Origin of the sequence: Pseudomonas sp. 43(2021), from assembly GCF_017490805.1 — a bacterium.
Lineage (GTDB): Bacteria > Pseudomonadota > Gammaproteobacteria > Pseudomonadales > Pseudomonadaceae > Aquipseudomonas.
On sequence record NZ_JAFGYJ010000003.1, the window covers coordinates 120,559 to 146,516 of the forward strand.

The 25,958-nt window shown below is 62.2% G+C and carries 24 protein-coding genes and 1 pseudogene; 10 read left to right on the forward strand and 15 right to left on the reverse strand.

Features of this window, described 5'->3' with window-relative positions; translation table 11 throughout:
• Window positions 1-7 precede the first annotated feature (7 nt).
• From J5M71_RS03605 to J5M71_RS03620, 4 genes are all read left to right on the forward strand, one after another.
• On the forward strand, window positions 8-796 hold the full coding sequence (locus tag J5M71_RS03605; protein ID WP_207829944.1) for a PhzF family phenazine biosynthesis protein: 789 nt from the start codon (window positions 8-10) through the stop codon (window positions 794-796).
• Between the two features lie 94 nt (window positions 797-890).
• A complete protein-coding gene (locus J5M71_RS03610) occupies window positions 891-1,298 on the forward strand; it encodes a GFA family protein (RefSeq protein WP_207829946.1) in 408 nt (135 codons plus the stop codon).
• A gap of 74 nt (window positions 1,299-1,372) precedes the next feature.
• Window positions 1,373-1,711 carry an FKBP-type peptidyl-prolyl cis-trans isomerase gene (locus tag J5M71_RS03615; protein ID WP_003254365.1) on the forward strand — a complete coding sequence of 113 codons (339 nt, stop codon included), beginning with the start codon at window positions 1,373-1,375 and terminating at the stop codon, window positions 1,709-1,711.
• A 237-nt stretch (window positions 1,712-1,948) separates the two neighbouring features.
• On the forward strand, window positions 1,949-2,611 hold the full coding sequence (locus J5M71_RS03620; RefSeq protein ID WP_207829948.1) for a histidine phosphatase family protein: 663 nt from the start codon (window positions 1,949-1,951) through the stop codon (window positions 2,609-2,611).
• A gap of 154 nt (window positions 2,612-2,765) precedes the next feature.
• Here J5M71_RS03620 and J5M71_RS03625 read toward each other — a convergent pair whose 3' ends face one another.
• The 3 genes from J5M71_RS03625 to J5M71_RS03635 all read right to left on the reverse strand — a co-directional run bounded on the left by J5M71_RS03625 (window position 2,766) and on the right by J5M71_RS03635 (window position 6,038).
• Window positions 2,766-3,494, reverse strand: a complete 729-nt coding sequence (locus J5M71_RS03625; protein ID WP_207829951.1) for an aspartate/glutamate racemase family protein — start codon at window positions 3,492-3,494, stop codon at window positions 2,766-2,768.
• A gap of 16 nt (window positions 3,495-3,510) precedes the next feature.
• Window positions 3,511-5,043, reverse strand: a complete 1,533-nt coding sequence (locus J5M71_RS03630) for an NCS1 family nucleobase:cation symporter-1 (RefSeq protein ID WP_207829954.1) — start codon at window positions 5,041-5,043, stop codon at window positions 3,511-3,513.
• A gap of 557 nt (window positions 5,044-5,600) precedes the next feature.
• The gene (locus J5M71_RS03635) at window positions 5,601-6,038 is read right to left on the reverse strand and encodes an Lrp/AsnC family transcriptional regulator (RefSeq protein ID WP_063913077.1); all 438 of its coding nucleotides are present in this window, start codon (window positions 6,036-6,038) and stop codon (window positions 5,601-5,603) included.
• A gap of 134 nt (window positions 6,039-6,172) precedes the next feature.
• Between J5M71_RS03635 and J5M71_RS03640 the strand changes: the two genes are divergently transcribed.
• The gene (locus tag J5M71_RS03640) at window positions 6,173-7,069 is read left to right on the forward strand and encodes a DMT family transporter (protein WP_024087447.1); all 897 of its coding nucleotides are present in this window, start codon (window positions 6,173-6,175) and stop codon (window positions 7,067-7,069) included.
• A 145-nt stretch (window positions 7,070-7,214) separates the two neighbouring features.
• Window positions 7,215-8,141 (forward strand): class I SAM-dependent methyltransferase, encoded by a 927-nt coding sequence (locus J5M71_RS03645; protein WP_087503272.1) that lies wholly within the window; start codon window positions 7,215-7,217, stop codon window positions 8,139-8,141.
• Between the two features lie 124 nt (window positions 8,142-8,265).
• Here J5M71_RS03645 and J5M71_RS03650 read toward each other — a convergent pair whose 3' ends face one another.
• A complete protein-coding gene (locus J5M71_RS03650; protein WP_046615020.1) occupies window positions 8,266-9,267 on the reverse strand; it encodes a sulfate ABC transporter substrate-binding protein in 1,002 nt (333 codons plus the stop codon).
• 199 nt (window positions 9,268-9,466) lie between these two features.
• A complete protein-coding gene (locus tag J5M71_RS03655; protein ID WP_207829957.1) occupies window positions 9,467-10,288 on the reverse strand; it encodes an ion transporter in 822 nt (273 codons plus the stop codon).
• A gap of 161 nt (window positions 10,289-10,449) precedes the next feature.
• Here J5M71_RS03655 and J5M71_RS29200 point away from each other — a divergent pair.
• Window positions 10,450-10,731, forward strand: a pseudogene (locus J5M71_RS29200) (RHS repeat-associated core domain-containing protein); the annotation flags it as partial.
• Between the two features lie 504 nt (window positions 10,732-11,235).
• On the opposite strand, the gene J5M71_RS03665 reads toward J5M71_RS29200, so the two are convergent.
• The 6 genes from J5M71_RS03665 to gcl form a co-directional block, all read right to left on the reverse strand.
• Entirely contained in the window at window positions 11,236-12,111 is an 876-nt protein-coding gene (locus tag J5M71_RS03665) for an urea transporter (RefSeq protein ID WP_207829962.1), read from the reverse strand.
• A 187-nt stretch (window positions 12,112-12,298) separates the two neighbouring features.
• Window positions 12,299-13,714 (reverse strand): pyruvate kinase, encoded by a 1,416-nt coding sequence (pyk, locus tag J5M71_RS03670; protein ID WP_207829964.1) that lies wholly within the window; start codon window positions 13,712-13,714, stop codon window positions 12,299-12,301.
• Window positions 13,711-14,985: a glycerate kinase gene (locus J5M71_RS03675; RefSeq protein WP_207829966.1), complete on the reverse strand. Its 1,275-nt coding sequence runs from the start codon at window positions 14,983-14,985 to the stop codon at window positions 13,711-13,713. Before J5M71_RS03675 ends, pyk begins: the two co-directional genes overlap by 4 nt.
• Before the next feature lie 243 nt (window positions 14,986-15,228).
• Complete coding sequence (locus J5M71_RS03680) at window positions 15,229-16,122, reverse strand: 2-hydroxy-3-oxopropionate reductase (RefSeq protein ID WP_207829968.1); 894 nt, start codon at window positions 16,120-16,122, stop codon at window positions 15,229-15,231.
• Window positions 16,123-16,299: 177 nt separating this feature from the next.
• The gene (gene hyi, locus J5M71_RS03685) at window positions 16,300-17,082 is read right to left on the reverse strand and encodes a hydroxypyruvate isomerase (protein WP_085625472.1); all 783 of its coding nucleotides are present in this window, start codon (window positions 17,080-17,082) and stop codon (window positions 16,300-16,302) included.
• Window positions 17,083-17,136: 54 nt separating this feature from the next.
• Entirely contained in the window at window positions 17,137-18,912 is a 1,776-nt protein-coding gene (gene gcl, locus J5M71_RS03690) for a glyoxylate carboligase (protein WP_207829970.1), read from the reverse strand.
• A gap of 257 nt (window positions 18,913-19,169) precedes the next feature.
• Between gcl and J5M71_RS03695 the strand changes: the two genes are divergently transcribed.
• Complete coding sequence (locus J5M71_RS03695; RefSeq protein ID WP_013973539.1) at window positions 19,170-19,610, forward strand: heme-binding protein; 441 nt, start codon at window positions 19,170-19,172, stop codon at window positions 19,608-19,610.
• A gap of 122 nt (window positions 19,611-19,732) precedes the next feature.
• Here J5M71_RS03695 and J5M71_RS03700 read toward each other — a convergent pair whose 3' ends face one another.
• Entirely contained in the window at window positions 19,733-20,344 is a 612-nt protein-coding gene (locus J5M71_RS03700) for a TetR/AcrR family transcriptional regulator (RefSeq protein ID WP_013973538.1), read from the reverse strand.
• A gap of 132 nt (window positions 20,345-20,476) precedes the next feature.
• Between J5M71_RS03700 and J5M71_RS03705 the strand changes: the two genes are divergently transcribed.
• Window positions 20,477-21,391 (forward strand): DUF808 domain-containing protein, encoded by a 915-nt coding sequence (locus J5M71_RS03705; RefSeq protein ID WP_207829972.1) that lies wholly within the window; start codon window positions 20,477-20,479, stop codon window positions 21,389-21,391.
• Between the two features lie 156 nt (window positions 21,392-21,547).
• On the opposite strand, the gene J5M71_RS03710 is transcribed toward J5M71_RS03705, so the two are convergent.
• Window positions 21,548-23,491: an LTA synthase family protein gene (locus J5M71_RS03710; RefSeq protein ID WP_207829974.1), complete on the reverse strand. Its 1,944-nt coding sequence runs from the start codon at window positions 23,489-23,491 to the stop codon at window positions 21,548-21,550.
• Window positions 23,492-23,640: 149 nt separating this feature from the next.
• Here J5M71_RS03710 and J5M71_RS03715 point away from each other — a divergent pair, with 149 nt between their 5' ends.
• The gene (locus J5M71_RS03715; RefSeq protein WP_243434061.1) at window positions 23,641-23,850 is read left to right on the forward strand and encodes a hypothetical protein; all 210 of its coding nucleotides are present in this window, start codon (window positions 23,641-23,643) and stop codon (window positions 23,848-23,850) included.
• A gap of 170 nt (window positions 23,851-24,020) precedes the next feature.
• Here J5M71_RS03715 and J5M71_RS03720 read toward each other — a convergent pair whose 3' ends face one another.
• A complete protein-coding gene (locus tag J5M71_RS03720) occupies window positions 24,021-24,803 on the reverse strand; it encodes an outer membrane protein OmpK (protein ID WP_046615028.1) in 783 nt (260 codons plus the stop codon).
• A gap of 351 nt (window positions 24,804-25,154) precedes the next feature.
• Window positions 25,155-25,940, reverse strand: a complete 786-nt coding sequence (locus J5M71_RS03725; RefSeq protein ID WP_075045891.1) for an outer membrane protein OmpK — start codon at window positions 25,938-25,940, stop codon at window positions 25,155-25,157.
• Window positions 25,941-25,958: the final 18 nt, after the last annotated feature.

Genomic DNA, 25,958 nt, shown 5'->3' on the forward strand with positions numbered 1-25,958 from the left:
TGTGTGCATGCAACTCGATATCTTCCAGGTCGATGCGTTTTCCACCGAACCGTTCGGGGGCAACCCGGCGGCAGTGATCCCGCTGCAAAGCTGGCTGCCGGACGATGTGCTGCAGCGCATCGCCGAAGAGAACAACCTGTCGGAAACCGCCTACTTCGTGCGCAACGGCGAAACCTTCGACTTGCGCTGGTTCACCCCGACCGTGGAAGTCGACCTGTGCGGCCATGCCACCCTGGCCTCGGCCTATGTGCTGTTCGAACAACTGGGCGAGCAGGCGCAGGTGCTGCGCTTCAACACCCGCAGTGGCGAGCTGCGTGTCAGCCGCAATGCCGATGGGCTGCTGGCCATGGACTTCCCGGCCAAGCAGCCGGTCGCCGTGGACATCCCGCCGGGCCTGTTGCAGGCGCTGGGCCTTGGCCAGGCACAGGCGCTGTACCGCAGTGACGACTATTTGGTAGTGATCGATGACGCCCTGTTGCTCGACAGCCTGAAGCCGGACTTCGTTGCGCTGTCGGCCTTCGACGTGCGCGGTATCGCCGTGACGGCGGCAGGCGGTGGCTTTGATTTCGTCACCCGCTGGTTCGGCCCGCGGGTTGGCGTGAACGAAGACCCGGTGACCGGCTCGGCGCACACCTCGCTGGCGCCGGTATGGGCCGAGCGCCTGGGTAAAAACGCGCTGCGCTGCGAGCAGGGTGGGGCGCGCAAAGGTCAGTTGCAGTGCGAAGTGCCGGGTAATGGCCGGGTGATCATCAGCGGGCGGGCGGCGTTGTACCTGCGCGGTACGGTGTACATCTGATTCCCGGGTAACTGTCTTGTGCTGCCTGTGCCGGCCTCATCGCCGGCACAGGCATCTATACTTGCTGGCCCATCCACCGCTCAAGGAGCCAGCCATGGCCCTGGAAAAACACGGCACCTGCCTGTGCGGCGCCACCCGGCTCAAGGTCACCGTCGACAACACCCATATCAGCGCCTGCCACTGCAGCATGTGCCGCAAATGGACCGGCGGCCCGTTGCTGGTGGTGCACTGCAGCCAGCCACCGGTGATCGAAGGGCGCGCCCCCAGCGTGTACGAGTCCTCCGAGTGGGCTCAGCGCGGCTTCTGCGGCCAATGCGGTACGCACCTGTACTACCGGCTCAAGGCCAATGACTTCCATGCCGTGCCGGTCGGCCTGCTCGACGGCGACCAAGAGTGGGATTTCGACCTGCAGATTTTCGTCGAAGAGAAACCCGCCTGGTACTGCTTTGCCAACCAGACCAAGGAACTGACCGGCCAGGAAGCCTTCGAGCAGCTCGGCTGATCAAGACCAGACTTGCCAAACCGTTGCGTACCTGAGAAAACGGCGGCTTTGTTTCCAGCGTTGGAGTATGCCCCGTGAGCCAAGAACTGCAGATCATCGACCTTGTGGAGGGGGATGGCAAAGCCGCCGTCAAAGGCGCCCTGATCACCACCCAATACACCGGCTGGCTGGCCGACGGCAGCGAGTTCGACTCGTCGTGGTCACGTGGCAAACCGTTCCAGTGCGTGATCGGCACTGGCCGGGTGATCAAGGGCTGGGACCAGGGCTTGATGGGCATGCGCGTGGGCGGCAAGCGCAAGCTGCTGGTACCTGCGCATCTGGGCTATGGCGAACGCAGCGTCGGGGCGATTCCGCCGAATTCGGATTTGACCTTCGAGATCGAATTGCTGGAAGTGCTGACGCGGGACGATTGACTGGCCTATTGCAACCCGATGTTCTTGCGCCCTACACAATTCAGCAACACCCATCCTCTAGCGTAAGCCTGGCCCAGGGAACGGCATCCACCTCCAGGGAGGAACCAAACGGGTTCAGGGCACTCTCACCCTCACTCGTTGCCAAGGACGGCATTCACTACAAGGATGCCCCGCCGTGCTGTTGGCGGGGTGATGTGGCGGGTCAACCCGATTTTTCTGCCACACGAGCCTGCCTTGATGAAGTTGCCAACATTCTTCCGCCGTCGTCGTCACTGGTTGCTGAGCCTGGTGCTGACAGCCCTCGCCGTACCGCTGGCGCTGGAGGCTGTCGAAAGCCGTGCGCAGCAGGTGGATGGCACCCAGACCCTGGTATTCCTGCGCCACGCCGAGAAACCCGGCGAAGGGTTGGGCCAGTTGAACTGCCAGGGCCTCAACCGTGCGCTGGACCTGGCTAGCGTGCTTCCCGAGCGTTTTGGCAAGGCCGATTACGTGTTCGCTGCCAACCCCTCGCGGCATGTGGAGGAAGGCAGCAAGGACGAGAGCTACAGCTATATCCGCCCGCTGATGACCATCAGCCCCAGTGCCATTCGCCTGGGCTTGCCGGTAAACATCGACTACGGCGCCAACGACACTGACGAACTGGCCGAAGAGCTGCTGCGCGACAAGTACCGTAACGCGACCGTGTACACCGCCTGGTCGCACGGCTATCTCCCCGACCTGATCAATGCCGTGGCTGGCAAGGCCCTGGGTGAAGAGCGGGTGATCACCGAGGACTGGAGCGGCGACGACTTCGATACCCTCTACGTGCTGACCCTGACCTGGCACGACGGCAAGGCCAGCCTGCTCAGCCGCAACGTGCGCCAGGGCCTGAATGATGGTGCACATAGCTGCCCGACCTGATCCGCTGGTACTGCTCTGCCAGGAAGCCTGAATAATGATGCCGGCCTCTTCGCGGGTAAACCCGCTCCCACAGGTACTGCACAAGCCCCGAGAGCAATGCGGTCCCTGTGGGAGCGGGTTTACCCGCGAAGAGGCCAGGTCAGGCGAAAGATGCCTAACGCCCGAACCGCATCGGCCAACCCACCACTTTCTTCGCCCGTGGCGTGGCATAGGTACGTACCTTGGAGGTACTCAAGCCCATGCGCACCAGCGATTCGGCAATGGTCACCGCTGCGCTCACACCATCCACCACCGGCACGCCGGTGCGCTGGCGGATCTGCTCGTCCAGCCCGGCCATGCCGCCGCAACCCAGGCAGATCACCTCGGCCTTGTCCTCACGCACGGCGCGTTCTGCCTGCTCGACAATCGCCTCCACGGCGCGCTGCGGGTCGGCTTCCAGCTCCAGCACCGCCAGCCCGCTGGCCCGTACCGATGCGCAGCGCTCATACAGGCCGGAGAGCTTCAGGCGGTCTTCGATCAGCGGCACGGTGCGGTCCAGGGTGGTTACCACCGAGTAGGCATGGCCCAGGTACATCGCCGTGCTGGCGGCAGCATCGGTAATGTCCACCACTGGCACGTTCAGCAGTTCCTGCAGGCCTTCGCGGCCGTGTTCGCCATAACCCGCCTGGATCACGGCGTCATAGGGGCCCTCATAGGCCAGCACACGGTCCATCACCGCAATGGCGGCCAGGTAACTTTCGAAGTTGCCTTCCACCGACTCGGCACCGAACCACGGGGTGAGGCCGATGATCTCGGTACCGGGTGCGGCCACCGCACGGGCCTGTTCGGCAATGGCTTCGGTGATGGCTTCGGTGGTGTTGACGTTGGCGATCAGAATACGCATGGGCGGTCCTCCCTGACTAATGGCTGCTGTGGTCAACGGCGATGCACTCGCCGCTGACGTCGTGGTATTGGCGTTTGCGTGGTGCGATCAGCAGGTACAGGGCGGCGGCGATGCCGGCACCGATCAGCCAGGAGAATGGCGCCACGCTGTGGAAGTTGGGCACCAGGGCCAGGACGATGGCCAGCAGCGCGGCCGGCACGAAGGCGGCCACCGCGCGCAGGTTGATGCCCTTGGTGTAGTGGTAGGCGCCGGCCGGGTCTTCGCTGTACAGCTGCGGCACGTTGATGCAGCCTTTGCGCAGCAACCAGTAGTCGGACATGATCACCCCGTACAGCGGGCCGAGCAGGGCACCCAGGCCGGACAGGAAGTACACGATCACCAGCGGGCTGTTGTACAGGTTCCACGGCAGGATCAGCACCGCCAGGGTGGCGCTGATCAGCCCGGCGCGGCGGAAGTTCAGGTGGCGTGGTGCCAGGTTGCTGAGGACGAAGGCCGGGGCGACGAAGTTGGCCATGATGTTCACCGCCACGGTGACGATCAGGAAGGCCAGGCAGCCCAGGACCAGGAACGCTGTGCTGGGGATGGCGGCGACGATCTGGGTCGGGCTGTCGATGATCTGGCCGTTGATCTGGAACTGCGCGCCGCACAGCACCACGGTGATCATGGCGAACACCAGGATGTTCACCGGCAGGCCCCAGAAGTTGCCGACGCGGATGGTCTTGCGGCATGGCGAGGAGCGGGCGAAGTCACAGAAGTTCAGCACCAGGGTGCCATAGATCGCCAGCCACAGTGCGCCGCCGGCAAAGATGTTGCGCCACATCTCGGAGCCGGTCAGCGGTTCGGCCACCGACCAGGCGATGCGGGCGTCGGCCTTGAAGTACATGAACACCGCCAGGGCGGCGACGGTCAGCAAAATCACCGGGCCGGCGAAGGCCTCGTAGCGGCGCACCATCTCCATGCCGTAGGCCAGGATCACCAGTTGCACCAGCCAGATCGACACGAAGCACACCCAGCCCAGGCTCGACAGGCCGAGGATGCTGTCATGGTCGTAGGCTGCCATTTGCGGCCATACGGCGGTGAGCAGCACGCGCAGCACCACCGAAGCCAGGTAAGTCTGGATGCCGAACCAGGCGATGGCGATGACCGCGCGGATCAGCGCCGGGATCTGCGCGCCGTGGATACCGAAGGCGATGCGGCTGATGACCGGGAACGGCACGCCGGTCTTCTGGCCCATGTAGCCGGAGAGGTTCATGAAGAAGTACACCAGCGCCGCGCCGATGGCCAGCGACAGCAGGATCTGCCAGCCACCCAGGCCGAGGGCGAACAAGCCCATGGCGAACGAGTAGTTGGCGATGTTGTGCACATCGTTGGTCCACAGCGCGAAGATGCTGTAGCGGCCCCAGCGACGGCCTTCGACGCGTGTCGGGGCGAGGTCGCGGTTGTGCAGGCGCGGGCTCAGGGCAAGTTCCGGCTGGTGGCCGGCAAGAGGGGAAGCGGGGTGGGTGCTGGCGACGGATAGTTCAGGGGCAAGGTCGAGGCTGGTACTCATTCCGGCGGGCTCCTGATGCACGTGACTGCGATGAGCGGGCATGCGCACGGGCTCGCCATCTCGTCGGTGCAGCGTTGGCATCTCAGGGTTTGGGGCGCGGCGGCCGATGTTGGGTCGGCGTCGCGGGTTCTTGTGTACTTATGTTTTGATTGGTTTGTATACAAAACACGAACACACAAAAGCGAGTTCCATGCCAAGGGAAAAGCAACTTTCAGCTGGTCATGATTTCTAATCTATCTATTTCAAGTATAAGTTAATGAAATAAATGGAATATAAGTTGACCAAGTGAACAGATTTAAATTCTTGTCGGGCTTATTAGTTGATCGATTGGTCAAAATTAGTTGTGGGAAGTGTGTAACGTATTGGGGCGCTATTTTGAAAAGTGCACACAAAAATGGCACCTATGGTGACATTTTTGTGTACAAAAATTAGTCAGCTTTTCCCTGTGCCGGCCGCTTCGCGGGCGCGCCCGCACCCACAGGGACCGCACAGCATCCTGGACTGTGGAGATTCTGTGGGAGCGGGCGTGCCCGCGAAGAGGCCGGCACAGGTGAAACTCAGTCCATCGGCGGCAACCGCCGCTTCACCGGGGTCTTCTTGATGATGGCGGTATTGGTCTCGGCCACCGTATAGAGGCGGTCGAGCAGGGTGTCCAGTTGCTCCATCGAGCGTACATGCAGGCGGGCAATGAAGCAGTCTTCGCCAATAACCTTGTCGCACTCGGTGAATTCGGGAATGGCGATGATCTGCCGCTCCACCTCTTGCAACTGCCCCGGTAGCGGGCGGATGCGCACGATGGCCTGCAACTGGTAGCCAAAGGCGCGCGGGTCGATCTCTACGGTGTAACCGCGCAACACGCCGCGCTCCTCCAGGCGGCGCAGGCGTTCGCTGACGCTGGGCGCCGACAGCCCGCTGATTTGCGCCAGGGCCTTGAGCGAGCGGCGCGAGTCTTCCATCAGCGCGTTGATCAGCAGTTGGTCGATGGCATCGGTCATGGTCACCTCGATAAGGTTATTCGCGTGATTTACCTTGATAGTAAAGGCAAGCACCCAGATCTTCCTTCGTTATCCGCTGGAAGGCCGGCCGGCAACCTTTGCATACTGTGTCCATCGTCAACAGGAGGTGTGAGATGGACAGTTCATTGCGTCGTGGCTCGCTGGAAATGGTTGCCGCCATGCTGATTTCCGGGACCATCGGCTGGTTCGTGCTGGTGTCCGGCCAGCCGGTGCTCGAGGTGGTGTTCTGGCGCTGCGTGTTCGGTGCCGTGACCTTGCTGGCGATTTGCGCGGGGTTCGGCTTCCTGCGGCCAGGCGTGATCAGCCGCACCGCATTCCTGCTGGCGATTGCCAGCGGTGTGGCCATCGTCGGCAACTGGGTGCTGCTGTTCGCCTCCTACTCGCGGGCGTCGATTGCCATCGGCACGGCGGTGTACAACGTGCAGCCGTTCATGCTGGTGGGGCTGGCGGCAGTGTTCCTGGGCGAGAAGATCACCCTGGCCAAGGTCACCTGGTTGAGCGTGGCGTTCCTCGGCATGCTGGCGATCGTGAGTGCCCATGGTGCGGGGCAGGGTGGCGGTGAGGATTATTTGCTGGGCATTGCGCTGGCGCTGGGGGCGGCCTTCCTGTATGCCATTGCGGCATTGATCATCAAGCGCCTGAGTGGCACGCCGCCGCACCTGATCGCGCTGATCCAGGTGGCCACGGGTGTGCTGTTGCTGGCGCCGTGGGTGAAGCTGGGCGGGTTGCCGGGTGAAGTGCCGGCGCTGGCCAGCCTGGTGACCTTGGGCATGGTGCACACCGGCTTGATGTATGTGCTGCTGTACAGCGCCATCCAGCGCCTGCCCACGGCGTTGACCGGGGCGCTGTCGTTCATTTACCCGATTGCGGCGATTCTGGTGGACTGGGTGGCGTTCGGGCACCGGCTGGCGCCGCTGCAGTGGCTGGGGGTGGCGTTGATCCTGTTGGCGGCAGCGGGGATGCAGCAGGGGTGGTGGTTCCGGCCAGCGCGGGTTGTGGCCGAGGAATGAGGTGGTCTTGCCGGCCTTTTCGCGGGTAAACCCGCTCCCACAGGTGCTGCACATGCTTCGGGCCTGTGGTGATCCTGTGGGAGCGGGTTTACCCGCGAAAGGGCTCGCAAGGTAGAATGCCGCTTTTGCCTGCCTGCGACCCATGATGACTTCGCCGATCCAGACTCTGGAGCAACACCTGCTCGCCGCCCTCGACCCTGCCCCGCAGGAAACCCGCCGCCTGTTCCACGGCCGTGGTCGCTGCTGGGCGGGCCTGGAGCAGGTCACTGTCGACTGGTTGCAAGGGGTGCTGTCGGTCGCCCTGTTCCGCGAGCCGCCTGAAGGCCAGCTGGCCGAACTGGAGGCCATGCTGCGCACGCTCGCCGAGCGCCCGCAGTGGGCTGGCCAGGCCATCCTTGTCCAGCATCGCTACCTGCCCGACAGCCCGGGCCAGTGGCTGCTGGGCGAGCCGTGCCAGCAGCGCGAGGTGGTCGAGGACGGCCTGACCTACCTGCTGGACCTGGGCGTGCGGCAGAACAATGGCCTGTTCCTCGACATGCGCTATGGCCGGCGCTGGGTGCGCGAGCAGGCGGCAGGCAAGCGCGTGCTGAACCTGTTCGCCTACACCTGCGGTTTCTCGGTGGCGGCGATTGCCGGTGGCGCCGAGCAGGTGGTGAACCTGGACATGGCCAAGTCGGCGTTGTCCCGGGGCCGCGACAACCACCGCCTGAATGGCCACGATGCGTCGCGGGTGGCGTACCTGGGGCACGAGCTGTTCAAGTCGTGGGGCAAGGTGCGCAAGTACGGGCCTTACGACCTGATCATCATCGACCCGCCGACCTTCCAGCGCGGTAGTTTTGTGCTGACCCAGGATTACGCGAAGATCCTGCGGCGCTTGCCGGAGCTGTTGAGCGAGGGAGGGACGGTGCTGGCGTGCGTGAACGACCCGGGCATCGGGCCGGAGTTCCTGATCGAGGGAATGGCGGAGCAGGCGCCTTCGCTGGCATTCGTCGAGCGGCTGGAGAACCCGCCGGAATTTCCTGACGTGGACCCGGCGGGCGGCTTGAAGGCCCTGGTATTCCGCCAGGTTTGATGTTGCCCTTGCCGGCCTCTTCGCGGGCACGCCCGCTCCCACCGGTACCGTGCAAAACCTGAGGGCTGTGGGGTACCTGTGGGAGCGGCTTTAGCCGCGAAGAGGCCGGTAAGGCTTACATCAATTACTGATTGTTGGTGTAGATCTGGTCAAACACCCCACCATCATTGAAGTGGGTCTTCTGCACGGTGCGCCAGTCACCAAAGGTCTTCTCCACCGACAGGAAGTCCACTTTCGGGAAGCGGTCGGTGTACTTGGCCAGTACCGTCGCATCACGCGGGCGCAGGTAGTTCTGTGCGGCGATTTCCTGGGCGGCTGGCGACCACAGGTACTTCAGGTATTCCTCGGCCGCGGCCTGGGTGCCTTTCTTCGCCACCACCTTGTCGACCACGCTGACCGGCGGTTCGGCTTCGGCGGAAACGCTCGGGTAGACCACTTCGAACTGGTCGCGGCCAAACTCGCGGGCGATCATCTCGGCTTCGTTCTCGAAGGTCACCAGCACGTCGCCGATCTGGTTGGTCATGAACGTAGTGGTGGCGGCACGGCCACCAGTGTCCAGCACCGGCGCCTGCTTGAACAGCTTGCCGACGAAGTCCTTGGCCTTGTTTTCATCACCGCCTTGCTTGAGCACATAGCCCCAGGCCGACAGGTAGGTGTAGCGGCCGTTACCCGAGGTCTTGGGGTTGGGCACGATCACCTGTACGCCATCCTTGAGCAGGTCGGGCCAGTCTTTCAGCGCCTTGGGGTTACCCTTGCGCACGATGAACACAGTGGCCGAGGTGAACGGCGCGCTGTTGTTCGGCAGGCGGCTTACCCAGTTGTCCGGCACCAGCTTGCCGTTGTCGGCCAGGGCGTTGATGTCGGTGGCCATGTTCATGGTGATGACATCGGCCGGCAGGCCATCGATCACCGCTCGCGCCTGTTTGCTTGAGCCGCCGAAGGACATCTGCACGTTGACCTTCTCGTTGTGCTCGGCTTCCCAGTGTTTCTGGAAGGCCGGGTTGTAGTCCTTGTAGAAGTCGCGCATCACGTCGTAGGACACGTTCAGCAGGGTGGGGGCAGCCTGGGCGAAATTGCCCAGGGCAAGGCCTGCGGCGAGCAGCGAGGCGGTGAAGAGTTTTTTCACGTTGCTTCCTTGTTATCGAGAAGGTGTTGGCAGTTTGCCTGCGACTATAGCGGGTGGGTTTGTAGGGTTTAAAGAACAAAAAACACTTTGGTTATGCCACTGCCAGTGCCGGCCTCTTCGCGGGTGAACCCGCTCCCACAGGGACCGCACACCACCTGTGGGAGCGGGTTTACCCGTGAAAGGGCCGGTCCGGGCAACATCATTGCTTGGGAAACAGCACATTCCCACATCGGGAACAGAACGCCGCGCCATGCTCATGGTTCTTCTTGCTGCAGGTCGGGCAATCATGCTGCAGCTGCTCCCCGCGCATGGCGTTGGCCAGCTCGGCGGTAAAGATCCCGGTTGGCACGGCAATGATCGAATAACCGGTAATCATCACCAGCGATGACAGCACCTGCCCCAGCGGTGTCTTCGGCACGATGTCGCCAAAGCCCACGGTGGTGAGGGTAACGATGGCCCAGTAGATGCCCTTGGGGATGCTGGTAAAGCCATGCTCAGGCCCCTCGATCACATACATCAAGGTGCCGAACACCGTCACCAGGGTCGATACCGTCACCAGGAATACGATGATCTTCTGCTTGCTGCCACGCAGTGCCTCCATCAGGTAATGGGCCTGCTTGAGGTACGGGCTGAGCTTGAGCACACGGAAAATCCGCAGCATCCGTATCACGCGGATGATCAGCAGGTACTGGGCGTCGCTGTAGTACAGCGCGATGATCCCCGGCAGGATCGCCAGCAAATCCACCAGGCCATAAAAGCTGAAGGCATAGCGCAGCGGTTTGGGCGAGCAGTACAGGCGGGTGAGGTACTCGGCCAGGAAGATAGCGGTAAAGCCCCACTCGATGCCGGCCAGCAGGCCGGCATAGCCCTGATGCACTTCGTCGATGCTGTCGAGGATGACGGTGACCAGGCTGGCCAGGATGATCAGCAGGAGGATCTTGTCGAAGCGGCGGCCGGCTACGGTGTCGGTCTGGAAGACCATGATGTAGAGGCGTTCGCGCAGGGATTGCGGGGTGGGCATGTGAAGAAGATTCCGGTGGCGTGAAAGTCAAGCCTAGAAGGTCTTTGCCTAGGCTAGCAACGTAACGAAGATCGGAGCCAACCTGGTAGAAATGCCAGTTTCGTTTATCTGCCCTGCGATACAGCATAAGCGTATAGGTGGCGCCGCTTTTGGAGAAGGGAATGAATGATAGGACCGGCTCGGCCCAAAGGACAATCAAGTCATCAGCCTATTCAGTCTATGGCTACTTGGGTAAAGGCATACGTGGTCATCGACTGGGTTACAACGGGCAGTTACTGGATTGCGTAGTGCAGGGGTATCTGCTAGGGAACGGGAATCGAATATACAGCCCGGTTCTGATGCGTTTCTGCAGTCCGGATGTATTGAGCCCTTTCAAGGCCGGAGGGGTCAATGCTTATGCATATTGTGGAGGCGATCCGGTCAATTTCATTGATCCCAAAGGTAGCAACCGATTTGCCAAGAACTGGACGGCTTTCGAACCGGTTTTTAAAAAAATCAACAACACGAAGTTTCGAGTTCAGGGTTTTTCCTATAACCCGGCAGCCCCTGAAGGCAAACGCATCCAGCCGTTTAGGGCAAAGTCGGTGAATGGGATTACTTGGGATCGTCCGGATCCGGATGCAGAGCTCAGTGGACAATTCTATGTAGATAAGGATCGAAGCCTGTTCATCAGTGAGAATTTTGTTCTTGCTGACGATGTTGGTACGAAACCATTGGTACCCACCGAAGAATTAATCAATCAGGGATTCACTCTGCTGGACGTCAATCCCACTCACATAGCACTACGGAAAAATGGCCAAGTGAAACCTGGCTCCAACGTGATTTTCATTAACAGCTCAGGCATGACTGATTACTCGAAACAAGACCTGACCATGCCTGGGCTGGCAGCTGCCATCCGCAAGGGGCGCCCCGGGACACCACCTCTTAGCTAGCAGCCAGCATAATGTTCAGTTGGGGATGCCTTTGCTATTGCGTCGTTCGCCAAACGGTTTGAGGTGGCAGCCCAAGTGCATCAGCCAGCAGGCGGCGACGAAGGGCGCGGTCAGGCCGGGCACCGGTAGCAGCTTGAACAGCGGTTGCAGCAGCAGGGCCAGGGCGATGGCCAGCAGCGTCAGCCACGGCTTTTCACCTTGCCTGCTGAACGCCAGCGCCGCCAGTGCTGCGTTGAAGCCATACAGGCCCAGCCAGGCAGCTTGCGTCTGGTCGGCAAGCAGTGCCACGCCGCCGCCGATGGCCGAACCGATCACTGCCCACATTGCGGCATAGGGGTTGGCGATGAACATGCCGCCGATGATCAGCAAACCGGCCAGGGGCTGGTCGAGCAGGAAGATCTGGCCCACGCCACGCGCCAGGGCATACAGCGGGTCGGCTTCGACGAAGCCGCTGGGCGAGGGGCTGGCGATCAGCAGGGTGGCCCAGCCCAGCAGCACGAAGGGTGCGGTGTAGGCGACCAGCAGTTTGCCGCCGCGCTTGCGCCACTGGTGGGTGATGATGCTGGACAGGCCGCCGGCGGCGATGATCAGTGGCGGCAGGATGGCCGACCAGGGCAGCACGGCGCTGATCAGGATGCCGATCAGCACGCCGTTGTAGCAGTACAGCCCGGCCTGGCGGTCGGCACGGTCGTAGCCGCGTGCCTGGGCGGTGAGCAGGCCGGCCAGGGCGCCGAGCAGGGCGCCGCCGACCAGGTTGGGTGCGGTCAGCAGGATGGCCAGCAGGCAGCACAGGCCGCACAGGGGATTACGCAGCAGCAGCACCTGGCTGAAGCCGTTGAGTAACGCCGTGGCCCAGTCGGGGCACGGGTTGACGAAATTTTTGGTGTACATCGGGGCAGTCAGTGAGGTTGATGGGGCGCGGTGGGCCTCTTTGGGCCTCGGGTTTTCCGCAGTTGGGTGCAACACCACCTACCCTGTGGAAGCGGGCGTGCCCGCGAATGCGTCAGCTCAGGCAACATCGTTGTCCCTGCTGGCCTCTTCGCGGGTACGCCCGCTCCCACAGGCGAGATGCGGTGATTTAGATCAAGGTCTCGATCCGCAGCGTGTTAGTCGAACCTGGCTTGCCGAAAGGCACACCGGCGGTGATCAGCAGGGTGTCGCCGCGGCTGGCCATACCTTGTGCCTGGGCAATCTCCAGCGCGGTGGAAACCACCTCGTCCACCTGGCGCAGGCGGTCGTTGACCACCGAGTGCACGCCCCACGCCACGCTCAGGCGGCGCGCGGTGGCCAGGTTCGGCGTCAGGTTGAGGATCGGTGCCCGTGGCCGCTCGCGTGCCGCGCGCAGGGTCGAGGCGCCCGACTCGCTGTAGTTGACCAGCACCGCCACCGGCAGGATGCCGCTGATACGGCGGATGGCGCAGCTGATGGCGTCCGACACGGTGGCCTCGGCCTTCGGCCGGCCAACGTCGAGCTGGGCCTGGTAGTCCGGGCCGTTCTCCACCTGGCGGATGATCTTGCTCATCATCTGCACGGCTTCCAGCGGGTAGTCACCCGAGGCGGTCTCGGCCGACAGCATCACCGCATCGGCACCTTCGGCCACGGCGTTGGCCACGTCGGTGACTTCGGCGCGGGTCGGCGCCGGCGAGAAGCGCATGGATTCGAGCATCTGCGTGGCCACCACCACCGGTTTGCCCAGCTGGCGGCAAGTGCCGATGATGCGTTTCTGGATCTGCGGCACGCTTTCAGCCGGCACTTCCACGCCCAGGTCGCCACGGGCCACCATGATCGCATCCGCAAGTTCCGCGATGGCTTGCAGTTGCTCCACCGCCGATGGCTTCTCGATCTTGGCCATCAGGTAGGCACGGTCACCGATCAGCTGGCGTGCTTCAACAATGTCTTCAGGGCGCTGCACGAACGACAGGGCCACCCAGTCCACGCCCAGCTCCAGGCCGAAGGCCAGGTCGCGGCGGTCCTTTTCGGTGAGCGGGGAGAGGTCGAGCACCGCTTGCGGTACGTTGACGCCCTTGCGGTCGGACAGCTCGCCACCGTTGAGTACTTCGGTGTCGATCGCGTCGCTGTGCTTGGCGGTGACGCGCAGGCGCAGCTTGCCGTCGTCCAGCAGCAGGTCCATGCCCGGCTCGAGGGCGGCGATGATCTCAGGGTGCGGCAGGTTCACCCGGCGGCTGTCGCCCGGGGTGTTGTCCAGATCCAGGCGCAGGGCCTGGCCGCGTTGCAGCTGCACCTTGCCGTCGGCAAAGCGGCCGACGCGCAGCTTCGGCCCCTGCAGGTCCATGAGGATGCCCAGCGGGTAGTTCAGCTGCTGCTCGACTTCGCGGATCCACTGGTAGCGCAGGGCATGGTCGGCATGCTCGCCGTGGCTGAAGTTGAGGCGGAAGATGTTCACCCCGGCTTCGACCAGTTGGCGGATATCGTCGATGCCTTTGATCGCAGGGCCAAGGGTGGCGAGGATTTTGACTTTTTTATCAGGCGTCATGATTGGGCAGTCTCGAGGATCAGGATGGCGCGGAAGTCGTTGACGTTGGTGCGGGTCGGCTCGGTGACGATCAGCGCATCCAGCGCGGCGAAGTAGCCGTAGCCGTTGTTGTTGTCCAGCTCGTCGCTGGCCGACAGGCCCAGGGCTTCGGCGCGGGCGTAGCTGGCCGGGGTCATGAAGGCGCCGGCGTTTTCTTCCGAGCCATCGATGCCGTCGGTGTCACCGGCCAGGGCGTACACGCCCGGCAGGCCCTTGAGGCTTTCGGTGAGGCTGAGCAGGAACTCGGCGTTGCGCCCGCCACGGCCGTTGCCGCGCACGGTCACGGTGGTTTCGCCGCCAGACAGGATCACGCAGGGCGCTTTCAGCGGCTGGCCGTGCTGGACGATCTGCCGGGCGATACCGGCGTGCACTTTGGCCACTTCGCGCGATTCGCCTTCCAGGTCGCCGAGGATCAGTGGGCTGAACCCGGCCTGGCGGGCTTTGACCGCGGCGGCTTCAAGCGATTGCTGAGGTTTGGCGATCAGCTGGAAGTGGCTGCGGGCCAGTGCCGGGTCGTCGGCCTTGACGGTTTCCGAGGCTGGGTTGTTGAGCCAGTCGATAACGGCCTTGGGCGCTTCGATGTTGTAGCGCTTGAGGATGGCCAGGGCATCGGCCGAGGTGCTCGGGTCGGCCACGGTAGGGCCGGAGGCGATCACCGTGGCGAGGTCGCCCGGTACATCGGAAATGGCATAGGTGTACACCGTGGCCGGCCAGCAAGCCTTGGCCAGGCGGCCGCCCTTGATCGCCGAGAGGTGCTTGCGCACGCAGTTCATCTCGCCGATGGTGGCGCCGGATTTCAGCAGCGCCTTGTTGATCTGCTGCTTGTCGGCCAGGGTCAGGCCTTCGGCGGGCAGGGCCAGCAGCGCCGAGCCACCGCCGGACAGCAGGAAGATGACGCGGTCGTCTTCACTGAGGTTGCTGACCAGTTCCAGCACGCGCTTGGCCACGGCCAGGCCGGCGGCGTCGGGGACCGGGTGGGCGGCTTCGACCACCTCGATCTTCTGGCAGTTGGCGCCATGGCCGTAACGGGTTACGACCAGGCCAGAGACTTCGCCCTGCCAGCTTTTCTCGACCACTTCGGCCATGGCGGCTGCGGCCTTGCCGGCGCCGATGACGATGACCCGGCCGCTGCGGTCGGCGGGCAGGTAGGGTTCGAGGACTTGACGGGGGTGGGCGGCGGCGATGGCTGTGTCGAACAGCTCGCGGAGAATTTTTTGCGGATCGACCGACATGGCAGGCTCCCAATTATTGTTGTTCTGCAGAATCAAAAACGCCCCTGGAACTGCCTCCGTGCAGGCCGAACCAGGGGCGGGTGTTGCTCGGTACCACCTTTGAACCTGTGGTCGCAGGTTCAAAGGTGTTGGCTTCTTCGCGGGTAAACCCGCTCCCACAGGGGCCTCACAGAGGCTGAAGACGGCGTAAAACCTGTGGGAGCGGGTTCACCCGCGAAGAGGCCGGTGAAGGCTAAAAATTACTTACTTGTCGTCGCGGATCGAGAAGTTGGCCATGTGCTCCAGGCCTTTGATCAGCGCCGAGTGGTCCCAGTTGCCGCCACCCAGGGCCTGGCAGGTGTTGAACACTTGCTGGGCATTGGAGGTGTTGGGCAGGTTGATGCCCAGTTCCTTGGCACCTTGCAGGGCCAGGTTCAGGTCCTTCTGGTGCAGGTTGATGCGGAACCCTGGGTCGAAGGTGCCCTTGATCATGCGCTCGGCGTGCACTTCGAGGATTTTCGACGAGGCGAAGCCGCCCATCAGTGCTTCACGTACCTTGGCCGGGTCGGCGCCGTTCCTGGCGGCGAACAGCAGGGCTTCGGCAACGGCCTGGATGTTCAGGGCAACGATGATCTGGTTGGCCACCTTGGCGGTCTGGCCGTCGCCATTGCCACCGACGCGGGTGATGTTCTTGCCCATGGCTTCGAACAGCGGCAGGGTGCGCTCGAAGGCTTTCGGGCAGCCACCGACCATGATGCTCAGGGTCGCAGCCTTGGCGCCGACTTCGCCGCCGGACACCGGGGCGTCCAGGTAGGCAGCGCCGGTAGCCTTGATTTTCTCGGCGAAGGCTTTGGTAGCGGTAGGGGAGATCGAGCTCATGTCGATCACCACCTTGTTCGGGCCCACGCCTTCGGCCACGCCGTTGTCACCGAACAGGACGCTTTCGACCTGTGGGGTGTCGGGGACCATGACGATGATGAACTCGGCTTCCTGGGCAACTTCTTTCGGGTTGGCCAGGGCCACGGCACCGGCGGCGATCAGGTCGGCCGGGGCAGCGTCGTGGTGAGTGGAAACGAAGATGCTGTGACCTGCTTTCTGCAGGTTCTGAGCCATGGGCTTGCCCATGATGCCGGTGCCGATGAAACCGATTTTAGCCATGAGAGATTACCTCGTTGTATTTGTTGAATCTCAATGGGGCAGGCTGCACGGGCCCCCTGTGGGAGCGGGTTCACCCGCGAAGCAGGCACCGCGGTGGATGGCACCGGCTTCGCCGGTGTTCGCGGGTGAACCCGCTCCCACAGTGTCCTGCGTCTCGCAGAGGGCTGTGCTTTGCCTTCAGATTGCATTGTGCGTCTTCAGCCAGCCCAGGCCCGCTTCGGTGGTGGTCAGCGGCTTGTACTCCGCGCCCACCCAGCCCTGGTAGCCGATGCGGTCCAGGTGCTCGAACAGGAAGCGGTAGTTGATTTCGCCGGTGCCTGGCTCGTTGCGGCCGGGGTTGTCGGCCAGCTGGATGTGATTAATGAGTTTCAGGTTGGCTTCCATGGTGCGAGCCAGGTCACCTTCCATGATCTGCATGTGGTAGATGTCGTACTGCAGGAACAGGTTGTCGCTGCCCACTTCGGCCTGGATTTCCAGGGCCTGTTTGGTGGTGTTCAGGTAGAAACCGGGGATGTCGCGGGTGTTGATCATTTCCATGACCAGGCGGATCCCGGCGGCTTTGAGCTTGTCGGCGGCGTAGCGCAGGTTTTCCACGAAGGTCTTGCGCACGGTGGCGCAGTCCGGGCCTTGTGGGCGAATGCCGGCCAAGGCGTTGACCTGGGTGTTGCCCAGTACCTTGGCGTATTCGATGGCCTTGTCGACCCCGGCGCGGAATTCTTCGACGCGGTCAGGGTGGCAGGTGATACCGCGCTCACCCTTCGACCAATCGCCCGCCGGCAGGTTGAACAGCACTTGGGTCAGGCCGTTGGCGTCCAGCTGCTGCTTGATTTCGGCTGCGCTGAAATCGTACGGGAAGAGGTATTCGACGCCGCTGAAACCCGCATCGGCGGCAGCCTTGAAGCGGGCCAGGAAGTCCTGTTCGGTGAACAGCATGGACAGGTTGGCAGCGAAGCGAGGCATGAGTTGTCTCCTTGCGATGAAGGCCCCCAGGACATGCCTGGGGGCGTCAGGCGATCAGTCCAGCAGCGAGATGGCGGTTGGCGCGTCGTTGCCGACCAGGGCCAGGTCTTCGAACTCGTTGACCGCGTTGATCTCGGTGCCCATGGAAATGTTGGTCACACGTTCGAGAATCACTTCGACCACCACCGGCACGCGGAACTCTTCGGCCATCTTCTGGGCCTTGAGCAGGGCAGGGGCGATCTCGGCCGGCTCGAACACGCGGATGGCCTTGCAGCCCAGGCCTTCGACCACGGCAACGTGGTCGACACCGTAGGTGGCGGCGTCGGTCGAGTTGATGTTCTCGAACGCCAGTTGTACACAGTAATCCATGTCGAAGCCACGTTGCGCCTGGCGGATCAGGCCCAGGTAGGCGTTGTTCACCAGTACGTGCACGTAAGGCAGGTTGAACTGCGCACCCACCGCCAGCTCCTCGATCATGAACTGGAAGTCGTAGTCACCCGACAGCGCGACCACCTTGCGCTTCGGATCGGCTTTCACCACGCCCAGAGCGGCAGGGATGGTCCAGCCCAGCGGGCCGGCCTGGCCGCAGTTGATCCAGTGGCGTGGCTTGTACACGTGCAGGAACTGCGCGCCGGCGATCTGCGACAGGCCGATGGTGCTGACGTAGCAGGTGTCCTTGCCGAATACCTGGTTCATCTCTTCGTACACGCGCTGCGGCTTGACCGGCACGTTGTCGAAGTGGGTCTTGCGCTGCAGGCTGGCCTTGCGCTGCTGGCAGTCTTCCAGCCAGGCCTTGCGGCACTTCAGCTTGCCGGCGGCTTTCCACTCGCGGGCCACTTCGAGGAACACGTCCAGTGCCTTGCCGGCGTCGGAAACGATACCCAGGTCCGGGGTGAACACACGGCCGATCTGGGTCGGTTCGATGTCCACGTGCACGAACTTGCGGCCTTCGGTGTAGACGTCGACCGAGCCGGTGTGGCGGTTGGCCCAGCGGTTGCCGATACCGAACACCAGGTCGGATTTCAGCAGGGTGGCGTTGCCGTAGCGGTGCGAAGTCTGCAGGCCGACCATGCCGACCATCTGTGCGTGGTCGTCCGGGATGGTGCCCCAGCCCATCAGGGTCGGGATTACCGGTACGCCGGTCAGTTCGGCGAACTCGACCAGCTTGTCGCTGGCGTCGGCGTTGATGATGCCGCCACCGGCAACCAGCAGTGGGCGCTCGGCGTCATTGAGCAGGGTCAGGGCTTTCTCGGCCTGTACGCGGGTGGCGGACGGCTTGTGCACTGGCAGCGGTTCGTAGGCGTCGATGTCGAACTCGATTTCGGCCATCTGCACGTCGAACGGCAGGTCGATCAGTACCGGGCCTGGGCGGCCGGTGCGCATTTCATGGAAGGCCTTCTGGAAGGCGTAAGGCACCTGGCCTGGCTCCAGAACGGTAGTGGCCCACTTGGTGACCGGCTTGACGATGTTGGTGATGTCGACGGCCTGGAAGTCTTCCTTGTGCAGGCGGGCACGTGGAGCCTGGCCGGTGATGCAGAGAATCGGGATGGAGTCGGCGGAGGCACTGTACAGGCCGGTGACCATGTCGGTGCCGGCTGGGCCGGAGGTGCCGATGCACACGCCGATGTTGCCCGGGTTGGCACGGGTGTAACCCTCAGCCATGTGCGAGGCGCCTTCGACGTGACGAGCGAGGACGTGATCGATGCCACCGACTTTCTTCAGGGCCGAGTACAACGGGTTGATGGCAGCCCCCGGGATGCCGAACGCGGTATCTACACCTTCACGGCGCATGACCAGAACGGCTGCATCGATTGCTCTCATTTTGCTCATGGTTTGTGCCTCATCGATTTTGTAATTGTATACAACTTGCTTTGTGCCAGAGTGTATTCACGGCTGGCCGCTCAGGTCAACGGGTTTTCGTCGGCGGATGTCGCTTTCGTTCGAGCGCCCATGAAAACGGATGTTTGCGTCATCGCATACGATCGTTTCAAAATATTGTATACAAAAACATCTTTCGTTGTGTTCTATTTGCTCTATCGGTTTTCAACTGCCCTCAGGGCTTCTCACAACAAGAAGAGGACCTTTTCATGAACGCTTTGAACCTGAAAGTCGCGGTCAGCCTGGTGAATGCCGCGCTGGCGGCGGGCCGCAAGATCAACGCCGCGCCACTGACCGTGGCGGTGCTGGATGCCGGTGGCCACTTGCTGGCGCTGCAACGCGAGGATGGCGCCAGCCTGATCCGGCCGGAGGTAGCCACCGGCAAGGCCTGGGGGGCGATTGCCCTGGGCAAGGGCTCGCGCTTGCTGGCGCTGGACGCGCAGCAACGGCCGGCGTTTTTTGCCGCGCTGAACGGGCTGGGCGAGCGGCCGGTGGTGCCGGCACCGGGTGGCGTGCTGGTGCGTGATCAGGATGGCAAGGTGCTGGGTGCGGTGGGGATCAGCGGCGATACGTCGGATATCGACGAGCAGTGCGCGATCAGTGCGATCGAGGAGGTGGGGTTGAAGGCGGATGCGGGTGTAGCAGCCTGAGTCTCTATTGCCTGTTCCGGCCTATTCGCGGGTGAACCCGCTCCCACAGGATCATCACAGGCTTGAAGCTCGTGGTGTCCCTGTGGGAGCGGGTTCACCCGCGAGGAAGCCAGCGCCGGGGCTCAGGCTACCTCGGGCTCACAGCCCTTGAGCACCATGCGGATGATGGTCTCGGCTGCCGCGTCATAATCGCTGTCGGCCAGCTTGGCCTTGCCGGTCACCGCGGAAATCTGCCAGTCGAAATCGGCATAGGTCTGGGTCGCTGCCCAGATGCTGAACATCAGGTGATGCGCGTCCACATGGGCGATCTGCCCGCGGTCGATCCAGCGCTGGATGCACTCGATGTTATGCCGCGCCTGCTCGTTCAGCTGCGCCACCTGGTTCGGCGACAGGTGCGGGGCGCCGTGCATGATCTCGCTGGCGAACACCTTGGACGCATGCGGCAGGTCGCGGGAAATGCGGATCTTCGAGCGAATGTACGCACTCAGCACTTCTTTCGGGTCGCCGTCGGCATTGAACGGGGTCGACGCCTGCATGATCGGTGCGATGATACTTTCCAGGACCTCGCGGTAGAGGTTGTCCTTGGATTTGAAGTAGTAATACACGTTCGGCTTGGGCAGGCCGGCCTTGGCCGCGATATCGCTGGTCTTGGTGGCGGCGAAGCCCTTGTCGGCGAATTCCTCGCTGGCCGCGCGCAGGATCAGTTCCTTGTTGCGCTCGCGAATGGTGCTCATGGTCAGGGATCTTCCTCGTGTCTGGCCACCTCTAAGAGGGATCGGGCATGGTAGCACCGGGCTTGACGGGCGCTCAAGGCAGCGGCTTTGGGCTAGAATCCTGGGCACTTATTCTTCTGGATGCAGGCAAACATGGCAGGAAGCAGTCTACTGGTACTGATCGACGACATTGCCACGGTGCTCGATGACGTCTCGGTGATGACCAAGGTGGCGGCGAAAAAGACCGCAGGCGTGCTCGGCGATGACCTGGCGCTGAACGCCCAGCAGGTCACCGGGGTACGTGCCGAACGCGAGATCCCGGTGGTGTGGGCGGTAGCCAAGGGCTCGATGGTGAACAAGGCCATCCTGGTGCCGGCGGCGCTGCTGATCAGTGCGTTCATCCCCTGGGCGGTGACGCCGCTGTTGATGCTGGGCGGTGCCTACCTGTGCTTCGAGGGCTTCGAGAAGCTGGCGCACAAGTTCTTGCATAGCAAGGCCGAGGATGACGCCGAACATGCAGCGCTCAAGGAGGCAGTGGCCGATGCCAATGTCGACCTGGTGGCATTCGAGAAAACCAAGATCAAGGGTGCGGTGCGTACCGACTTCATCCTGTCGGCGGAAATCATCGCCATTACCTTGGGCATTGTCGCTGACTCACCGTTGAGCCAGCAGATCATCGTGCTGTCCGGGATCGCCATTGTCATGACCATCGGCGTATACGGGCTGGTGGGTGGCATCGTCAAGCTCGATGACCTGGGGTTGTGGCTGACCCGGAAGGCGTCGCGCCTGGCCCAGGCGGTCGGTAACGGCATCCTGCGGACCGCGCCATACATGATGAAGAGCCTGTCGGTGATCGGCACGGCGGCCATGTTTCTGGTCGGTGGCGGGATTCTGGTACATGGCATCGAGCCGCTGCATCATGCCATCGAGGCGTTCAGCGAAGGGCGTGGCGGGGCATTGACCGTGGCGCTGCTCAACGGCGGTGTCGGGGTTGTGGCCGGTGCGGTGGTGCTGGCGGTGGTGGCGGTGGTCGGGAAGCTGTGGCGGTTGGTTCGGCCGGCCACCTGAGTTGCATGGCCGGGGCGTTGCCCCGGTTCGCGGGTAAACCCGCTCCCACAGGGGGGCGCATTTCTTGAGGTCGGCGCCAAGCCTGTGGGAGCGGGCAAGTCGATGCGTCGAACCGCCGCGAACACCGGCGAGGCCGGTGCCATCCACCGAGTTGGTTTACTGTTCGGCCACCGCACCTTGCTCCTGCGGCTTCCACGCCAGCAGGCCCTTGCTGAAGTCGTTGGCAGCACTCTGGTAGTAGGCAATTGCCCGGCGTACCAGCGGGTTGTCACTGTCCACTGTCGTTTCCCGGCTGTTGCCCAAGGCATCCTGGTGCACACGCATGCCGCCGCGTGGGCTGAGGATTGCCAGGTCCTTGCCGTCGAACAGCCCCAGGTGCTGGTAGTTGCCGATCAGCACGCGTGGCGGCAGCTGCTCTTCGCGCAGCAGGTCACGGCCGAAGAAGGTCGAGGTGTAGCTCAGGTTGAGCAGGCCGAGCAGGGTTGGTGCCAGGTCGATCTGGCTGGCCAGCTGTGCGTCTTCGCGCGGGGTGATCAGCTTGGGTGCGTAAATCCACAACGGGATCTGGTAATTGCTGACCGGCAGGTCTTCCACGCCGGCGCTGCCAGCGGTGTGGTCGGCGACGAACACGAACAGCGTGTTGTCGAACCATGGCTTGCCCTTGGCTTCCTGCAGGAACTGCGCAATGGCATGGTCGGTGTATTTCACCGCGCCTTCGCGGCCATCGCCCGACGGAATGTCGATGCGGCCGTCCGGGTAGGTGTAGGGACGGTGGTTGGAGGTGGTCATCAGCTGCAGGAAGAACGGCTGCTGCCTGGCATGGTCGGCATCGGCCAGTTTCAGCGTCTGCCGGTACAGGTCTTCGTCGGCCATGCCCCAGGCGTTCTTGAAGCTGATCTCGCTCTCGTCGACGCTGCTCTGGTCGACGATGCGATAACCGTTGCCGCTGAAGAAGGCGTTCATGTTGTCGAAGTAGCCGCGCCCGCCATAGACGAATACGGTGTCATAACCAACAGCCTTCAACTGCTGACCGAGGCTGCCATAGCCGCTTTCACGGCCGATGCGCTTGACGATCGAGCGGCCCGGGGTGGGCGGAATCGACAGGGTAATGGCTTCCAGGCCACGGTCGGTACGGGTCCCGGTGGCGTAGAAGTTGTTGAAGTACAGGCTGTACTGGCGTAGCACGTCCAGGTTGGGTGTAAGGTTGCGCGGGTCGCCGTTGCTGCCCATGTACTTGGCGCTGAAGCTCTCGATGGTGACCAGGATGATGTTCGGCTTGCGTGGCTCGCCGCTGGCACTGATTTGGCGGCGAATGTCCTCGTGCTCGCTGGCTTTGAACTGCGCGTTGGGCTCGGCCAGTTCCTGGTGCATGTGCGCGCCGACTTCGCTGGCGTCGAGGCTGGCGTAGAACTGGGTGTAGTCGAGTTCGTTGTTACGGAACGCGGCAAAGAACTGGTAGGGGCCGTTGCTCGCCAGTTCGCGCTGGTAGGCATTGCCGCCTTGGCCGCGGGGGAACTGCTGGTCGACCAGCAGCATGCTCGGCCCGCCCAGCACTGCCAGTAGCGCAATACCGCCCAGGCGCTGGCGCAGGTTGGCGCCGGGCGCGGCGAGGGCCTGGGCCAGCGGTTTGCGCAGGATCAGCGCGAGCAGCACGGCAACTACGGCGATGCTGCCCAGCAGGGTAGGCAGCGGGTAGGACTCGCGGATGTTGTCCAGCACTTCCTTGGAATACACCAGGTAGTCGACGGCGATGAAATTGAAGCGTACCCCGAACTCGTCCCAGAACAGCCACTCGGCCACTGCGACGAACAGCATCACGAACAGGCTGACGATCAGCACGCCGCCCATCAGCCGGCGATGCAGGCCCGTGCGCCACAGCGCGGCCGGGCAAAGTGCCAGGTACAGCCCCAAAGGCAGGGCGGCGTAGGTGAGGAAGGTCAGGTCGTACACGGCACCACTGACGAATAACAAGAAGTAGTCGCCATGTACTTCATCCAGGTGGGTGACCAGCAATACCAGGCGGGTCAGCGCGAAGATACCAAACCATAGTGAGCAAACTAACAGAAGATACCGCCAAGGGGCGGAGAGGGAGGTACGCATTAAGTGGGCCTGTTTTCTTTTTTGAGTGCAGAAGACAAGCATCTTAATTGGCGATGTGCAAAAAAATCGTCAAGAAATAGCAGGGGCTGAACGGAATTTAGGACTTATAGTCAGTGCTTTGATTTTTCTACAGGTCGGGAGGTGAAATCATGTTTGGAAAAGTATTGACTTACGATGTCTACCACCTGGCGCTGTACCTGTGCACAGCCTTGGCCTGGGGTGCCGTAGGCCTGTGGTTGCTGTTGCGCGGGACGGGGGCGCCGGCATTGTACAAGTGCTGCGCAATGTTCGGCCTGATATTGGCGATCGGCAGCATCATGCTGGTGCTGGATATCTTGCGCGTGCTTGAACACTGGTAGGTGGAGTCGGGGCTTTTGCTGTTTGGCGTGCTGTTGCCGTGTGTACTTGCTTTGACTTTCAAGACAAGTCATGGAGGACGTAAGATTAATCTTAATAAGTTGTAGGAGAGTTCTTACAAGGATGGGCGTGACAGCGCGTGGATAACCTCGCGCTGTCACGATTCAGCACATCAGAAGTGCACTTTTACCAGGAAACTCATGGTGTTCTGGTCGGTGGTGAAGGCATCGCTGTCCTTGATGCCGTACTTGTTCTTCCAGTAGTCGTACTCCACACCCACATACAGCTGCTTCTCGCCCAGGTGCAAGGCCTTGCCCAGGTCATACTTGATCTGCGGGTTGAAGTGCAGGTTGGCCTGGTAGGTACCGCGGCGGTTCTCGTCGTTGTCGACCACCCAGTCCATGAAACCGTCGATCAGCACGTCGGACGAACCGACCGGAATGGTGTACGACCACACCGGGGTGATCTGCCACACGTTGTCGCCGGCGCGGCTGCCGTCGGTGGTGCGGTTGTAGAAGTTCAGCTGGAAGTAGTCGAAGCCAGGGATGTCCAGGTCGAAGCCAGGGCCGATCAGGTACGACTCGGTATCACCTTCGCCGAACTCGTAGGTCATCGCCAGCAGCACGTCCTTGACCGGGCCGAACGCCAGCTTCTGGTCGAAGATCTTGCCGAACGACAGGCGCGGGCTGATTTCGCCGTAGTAGGTGTTCGGGCCATTGCCCTCATCTTTCTGGCCCTGGTAGAAGATCTTGTCGACAAAGATGAAGTTATCGCCGTACTTCCAGCCATCGGCGTGCTCGAAGGTGACGGTTTGCTGGATCGACGGGTTGACCTTGAAGTTCTTGCCCCACAGGTAGGTCAGGCTGTTGTTCTGCCATTGCAGCAGGTCGCCGCCGAAGGTGGTGCCACAGGCCAGCAGGCCGCCGGCGAGGATCAGGCTGTTGATGGTACGCATTGCGAGTGTCGCTCCCTTGATTGGTCTATTGTCAGCGTTTGTTTTGGCGCTTTTTTGTCTTTCGAGTCAGCTTTTTTCGATAGGCCACAGCTGTTTGGCAAGGGTTGAGCCAACTTTCCTGGGCTGGCAAAACCTTCCTGCTCGACTTCGTTCTGAACGGATGAAAAGGGTCTTTCAGGCTGGCAACACGTTGGCCAACCGCCCGTATTCATTGACTGAGCGGTCAGTAAACGCAGGCAGAATCCCTCCTGCCCTGATCGAGGGGGCGCGCAGATTACTGGCTTGCGCGCCTTGCCTCAAGTGCTCCGTCCTGGAGCAGAGTGGAACAAACTTGTGCGTTTGGTCAGTTTTTTAGAAGTGCACCTTGATCAGGGCACTGGTGACGCTCTGGTTACTGTCGATGTTGCCTTGGCTGTCGATGCCGTACTTGTCCTTCCAGTAGCTGTATTCGATGCCCACGTACAGCTGCTTGGCGCCAAGGTTCAGGGCTTTGCCCAGGTCGTACTTGACCTGTGGGTTGAACTGCAGGTTGGCGTGGTAGGTGCCACGGCGGGTCTGGTCGTTGTCGACCACCCAGTCCATGTAACCGTCGATCAGAATGTCGGATTTGCCCACCGGGATGGTGTACGAGAAGGCCGGGGTGATCTGCCAGACGTTGTCACCGGGGCGGCTACCTTCGGTGTTACGCAGGTAGAAATTGAGAGTGAAGTAGTTGAAGCCGGGGATATCCAGGTCGAAGCCGGGGCCGATCAGGTAGGCCTCGTTGTCGCCCTCGCCACGCTCGTAGGTCATGGCCAGCAGCACATCCTTGATCGGGCCGAATGCCAGCTTCTGGTCGAAGATCTTGCCGAACGACAGGCGTGGGCTGAACTCGCCGTAGTAGCTGGTCACGCCTTTGCCCGGGTCGGGCTTGCCGTTGTAGAAGACCTTGTCGACGAACATGAAGGTGTCGCCGTACTTCCATTTGTTGGCGTGCTCGAAGGTTACCGTCTGCTGGATGCGTGGGTTGACCTTGAAGTCCTTGCCGTACAGGTAGGTCAGGCTTTCGCCATGCCACTGCAGCCATTCGCCAGCATGGGCGGGGAGGGTGGCCAGCAGGCTGCTGCCCAGCAAGAGGGACGAGGTGATGCGTTTCATGTTGTGGTTCCCGGACTT

Bases quoted from the DNA above. Each gene is read 5' to 3' on its own strand.
- J5M71_RS03605 (WP_207829944.1), top strand. From the start codon at position 8: ATGCAACTCGATATCTTCCAGGTCGATGCGTTTTCCACCGAACCGTTC.
- J5M71_RS03610 (WP_207829946.1), top strand. From the start codon at position 891: ATGGCCCTGGAAAAACACGGCACCTGCCTGTGCGGCGCCACCCGGCTC.
- J5M71_RS03620 (WP_207829948.1), top strand. From the start codon at position 1,949: ATGAAGTTGCCAACATTCTTCCGCCGTCGTCGTCACTGGTTGCTGAGC.
- J5M71_RS03625 (WP_207829951.1), bottom strand. From the start codon at position 3,494: ATGCGTATTCTGATCGCCAACGTCAACACCACCGAAGCCATCACCGAA.
- J5M71_RS03630 (WP_207829954.1), bottom strand. From the start codon at position 5,043: ATGAGTACCAGCCTCGACCTTGCCCCTGAACTATCCGTCGCCAGCACC.
- J5M71_RS03635 (WP_063913077.1), bottom strand. From the start codon at position 6,038: ATGACCGATGCCATCGACCAACTGCTGATCAACGCGCTGATGGAAGAC.
- J5M71_RS03640 (WP_024087447.1), top strand. From the start codon at position 6,173: ATGGACAGTTCATTGCGTCGTGGCTCGCTGGAAATGGTTGCCGCCATG.
- J5M71_RS03645 (WP_087503272.1), top strand. From the start codon at position 7,215: ATGACTTCGCCGATCCAGACTCTGGAGCAACACCTGCTCGCCGCCCTC.
- J5M71_RS03655 (WP_207829957.1), bottom strand. From the start codon at position 10,288: ATGCCCACCCCGCAATCCCTGCGCGAACGCCTCTACATCATGGTCTTC.
- J5M71_RS03665 (WP_207829962.1), bottom strand. From the start codon at position 12,111: ATGTACACCAAAAATTTCGTCAACCCGTGCCCCGACTGGGCCACGGCG.
- pyk (WP_207829964.1), bottom strand. From the start codon at position 13,714: ATGACGCCTGATAAAAAAGTCAAAATCCTCGCCACCCTTGGCCCTGCG.
- J5M71_RS03675 (WP_207829966.1), bottom strand. From the start codon at position 14,985: ATGTCGGTCGATCCGCAAAAAATTCTCCGCGAGCTGTTCGACACAGCC.
- J5M71_RS03680 (WP_207829968.1), bottom strand. From the start codon at position 16,122: ATGGCTAAAATCGGTTTCATCGGCACCGGCATCATGGGCAAGCCCATG.
- hyi (WP_085625472.1), bottom strand. From the start codon at position 17,082: ATGCCTCGCTTCGCTGCCAACCTGTCCATGCTGTTCACCGAACAGGAC.
- gcl (WP_207829970.1), bottom strand. From the start codon at position 18,912: ATGAGCAAAATGAGAGCAATCGATGCAGCCGTTCTGGTCATGCGCCGT.
- J5M71_RS03695 (WP_013973539.1), top strand. From the start codon at position 19,170: ATGAACGCTTTGAACCTGAAAGTCGCGGTCAGCCTGGTGAATGCCGCG.
- J5M71_RS03700 (WP_013973538.1), bottom strand. From the start codon at position 20,344: ATGAGCACCATTCGCGAGCGCAACAAGGAACTGATCCTGCGCGCGGCC.
- J5M71_RS03705 (WP_207829972.1), top strand. From the start codon at position 20,477: ATGGCAGGAAGCAGTCTACTGGTACTGATCGACGACATTGCCACGGTG.
- J5M71_RS03710 (WP_207829974.1), bottom strand. From the start codon at position 23,491: ATGCGTACCTCCCTCTCCGCCCCTTGGCGGTATCTTCTGTTAGTTTGC.
- J5M71_RS03715 (WP_243434061.1), top strand. From the start codon at position 23,641: ATGTTTGGAAAAGTATTGACTTACGATGTCTACCACCTGGCGCTGTAC.
- J5M71_RS03720 (WP_046615028.1), bottom strand. From the start codon at position 24,803: ATGCGTACCATCAACAGCCTGATCCTCGCCGGCGGCCTGCTGGCCTGT.
- J5M71_RS03725 (WP_075045891.1), bottom strand. From the start codon at position 25,940: ATGAAACGCATCACCTCGTCCCTCTTGCTGGGCAGCAGCCTGCTGGCC.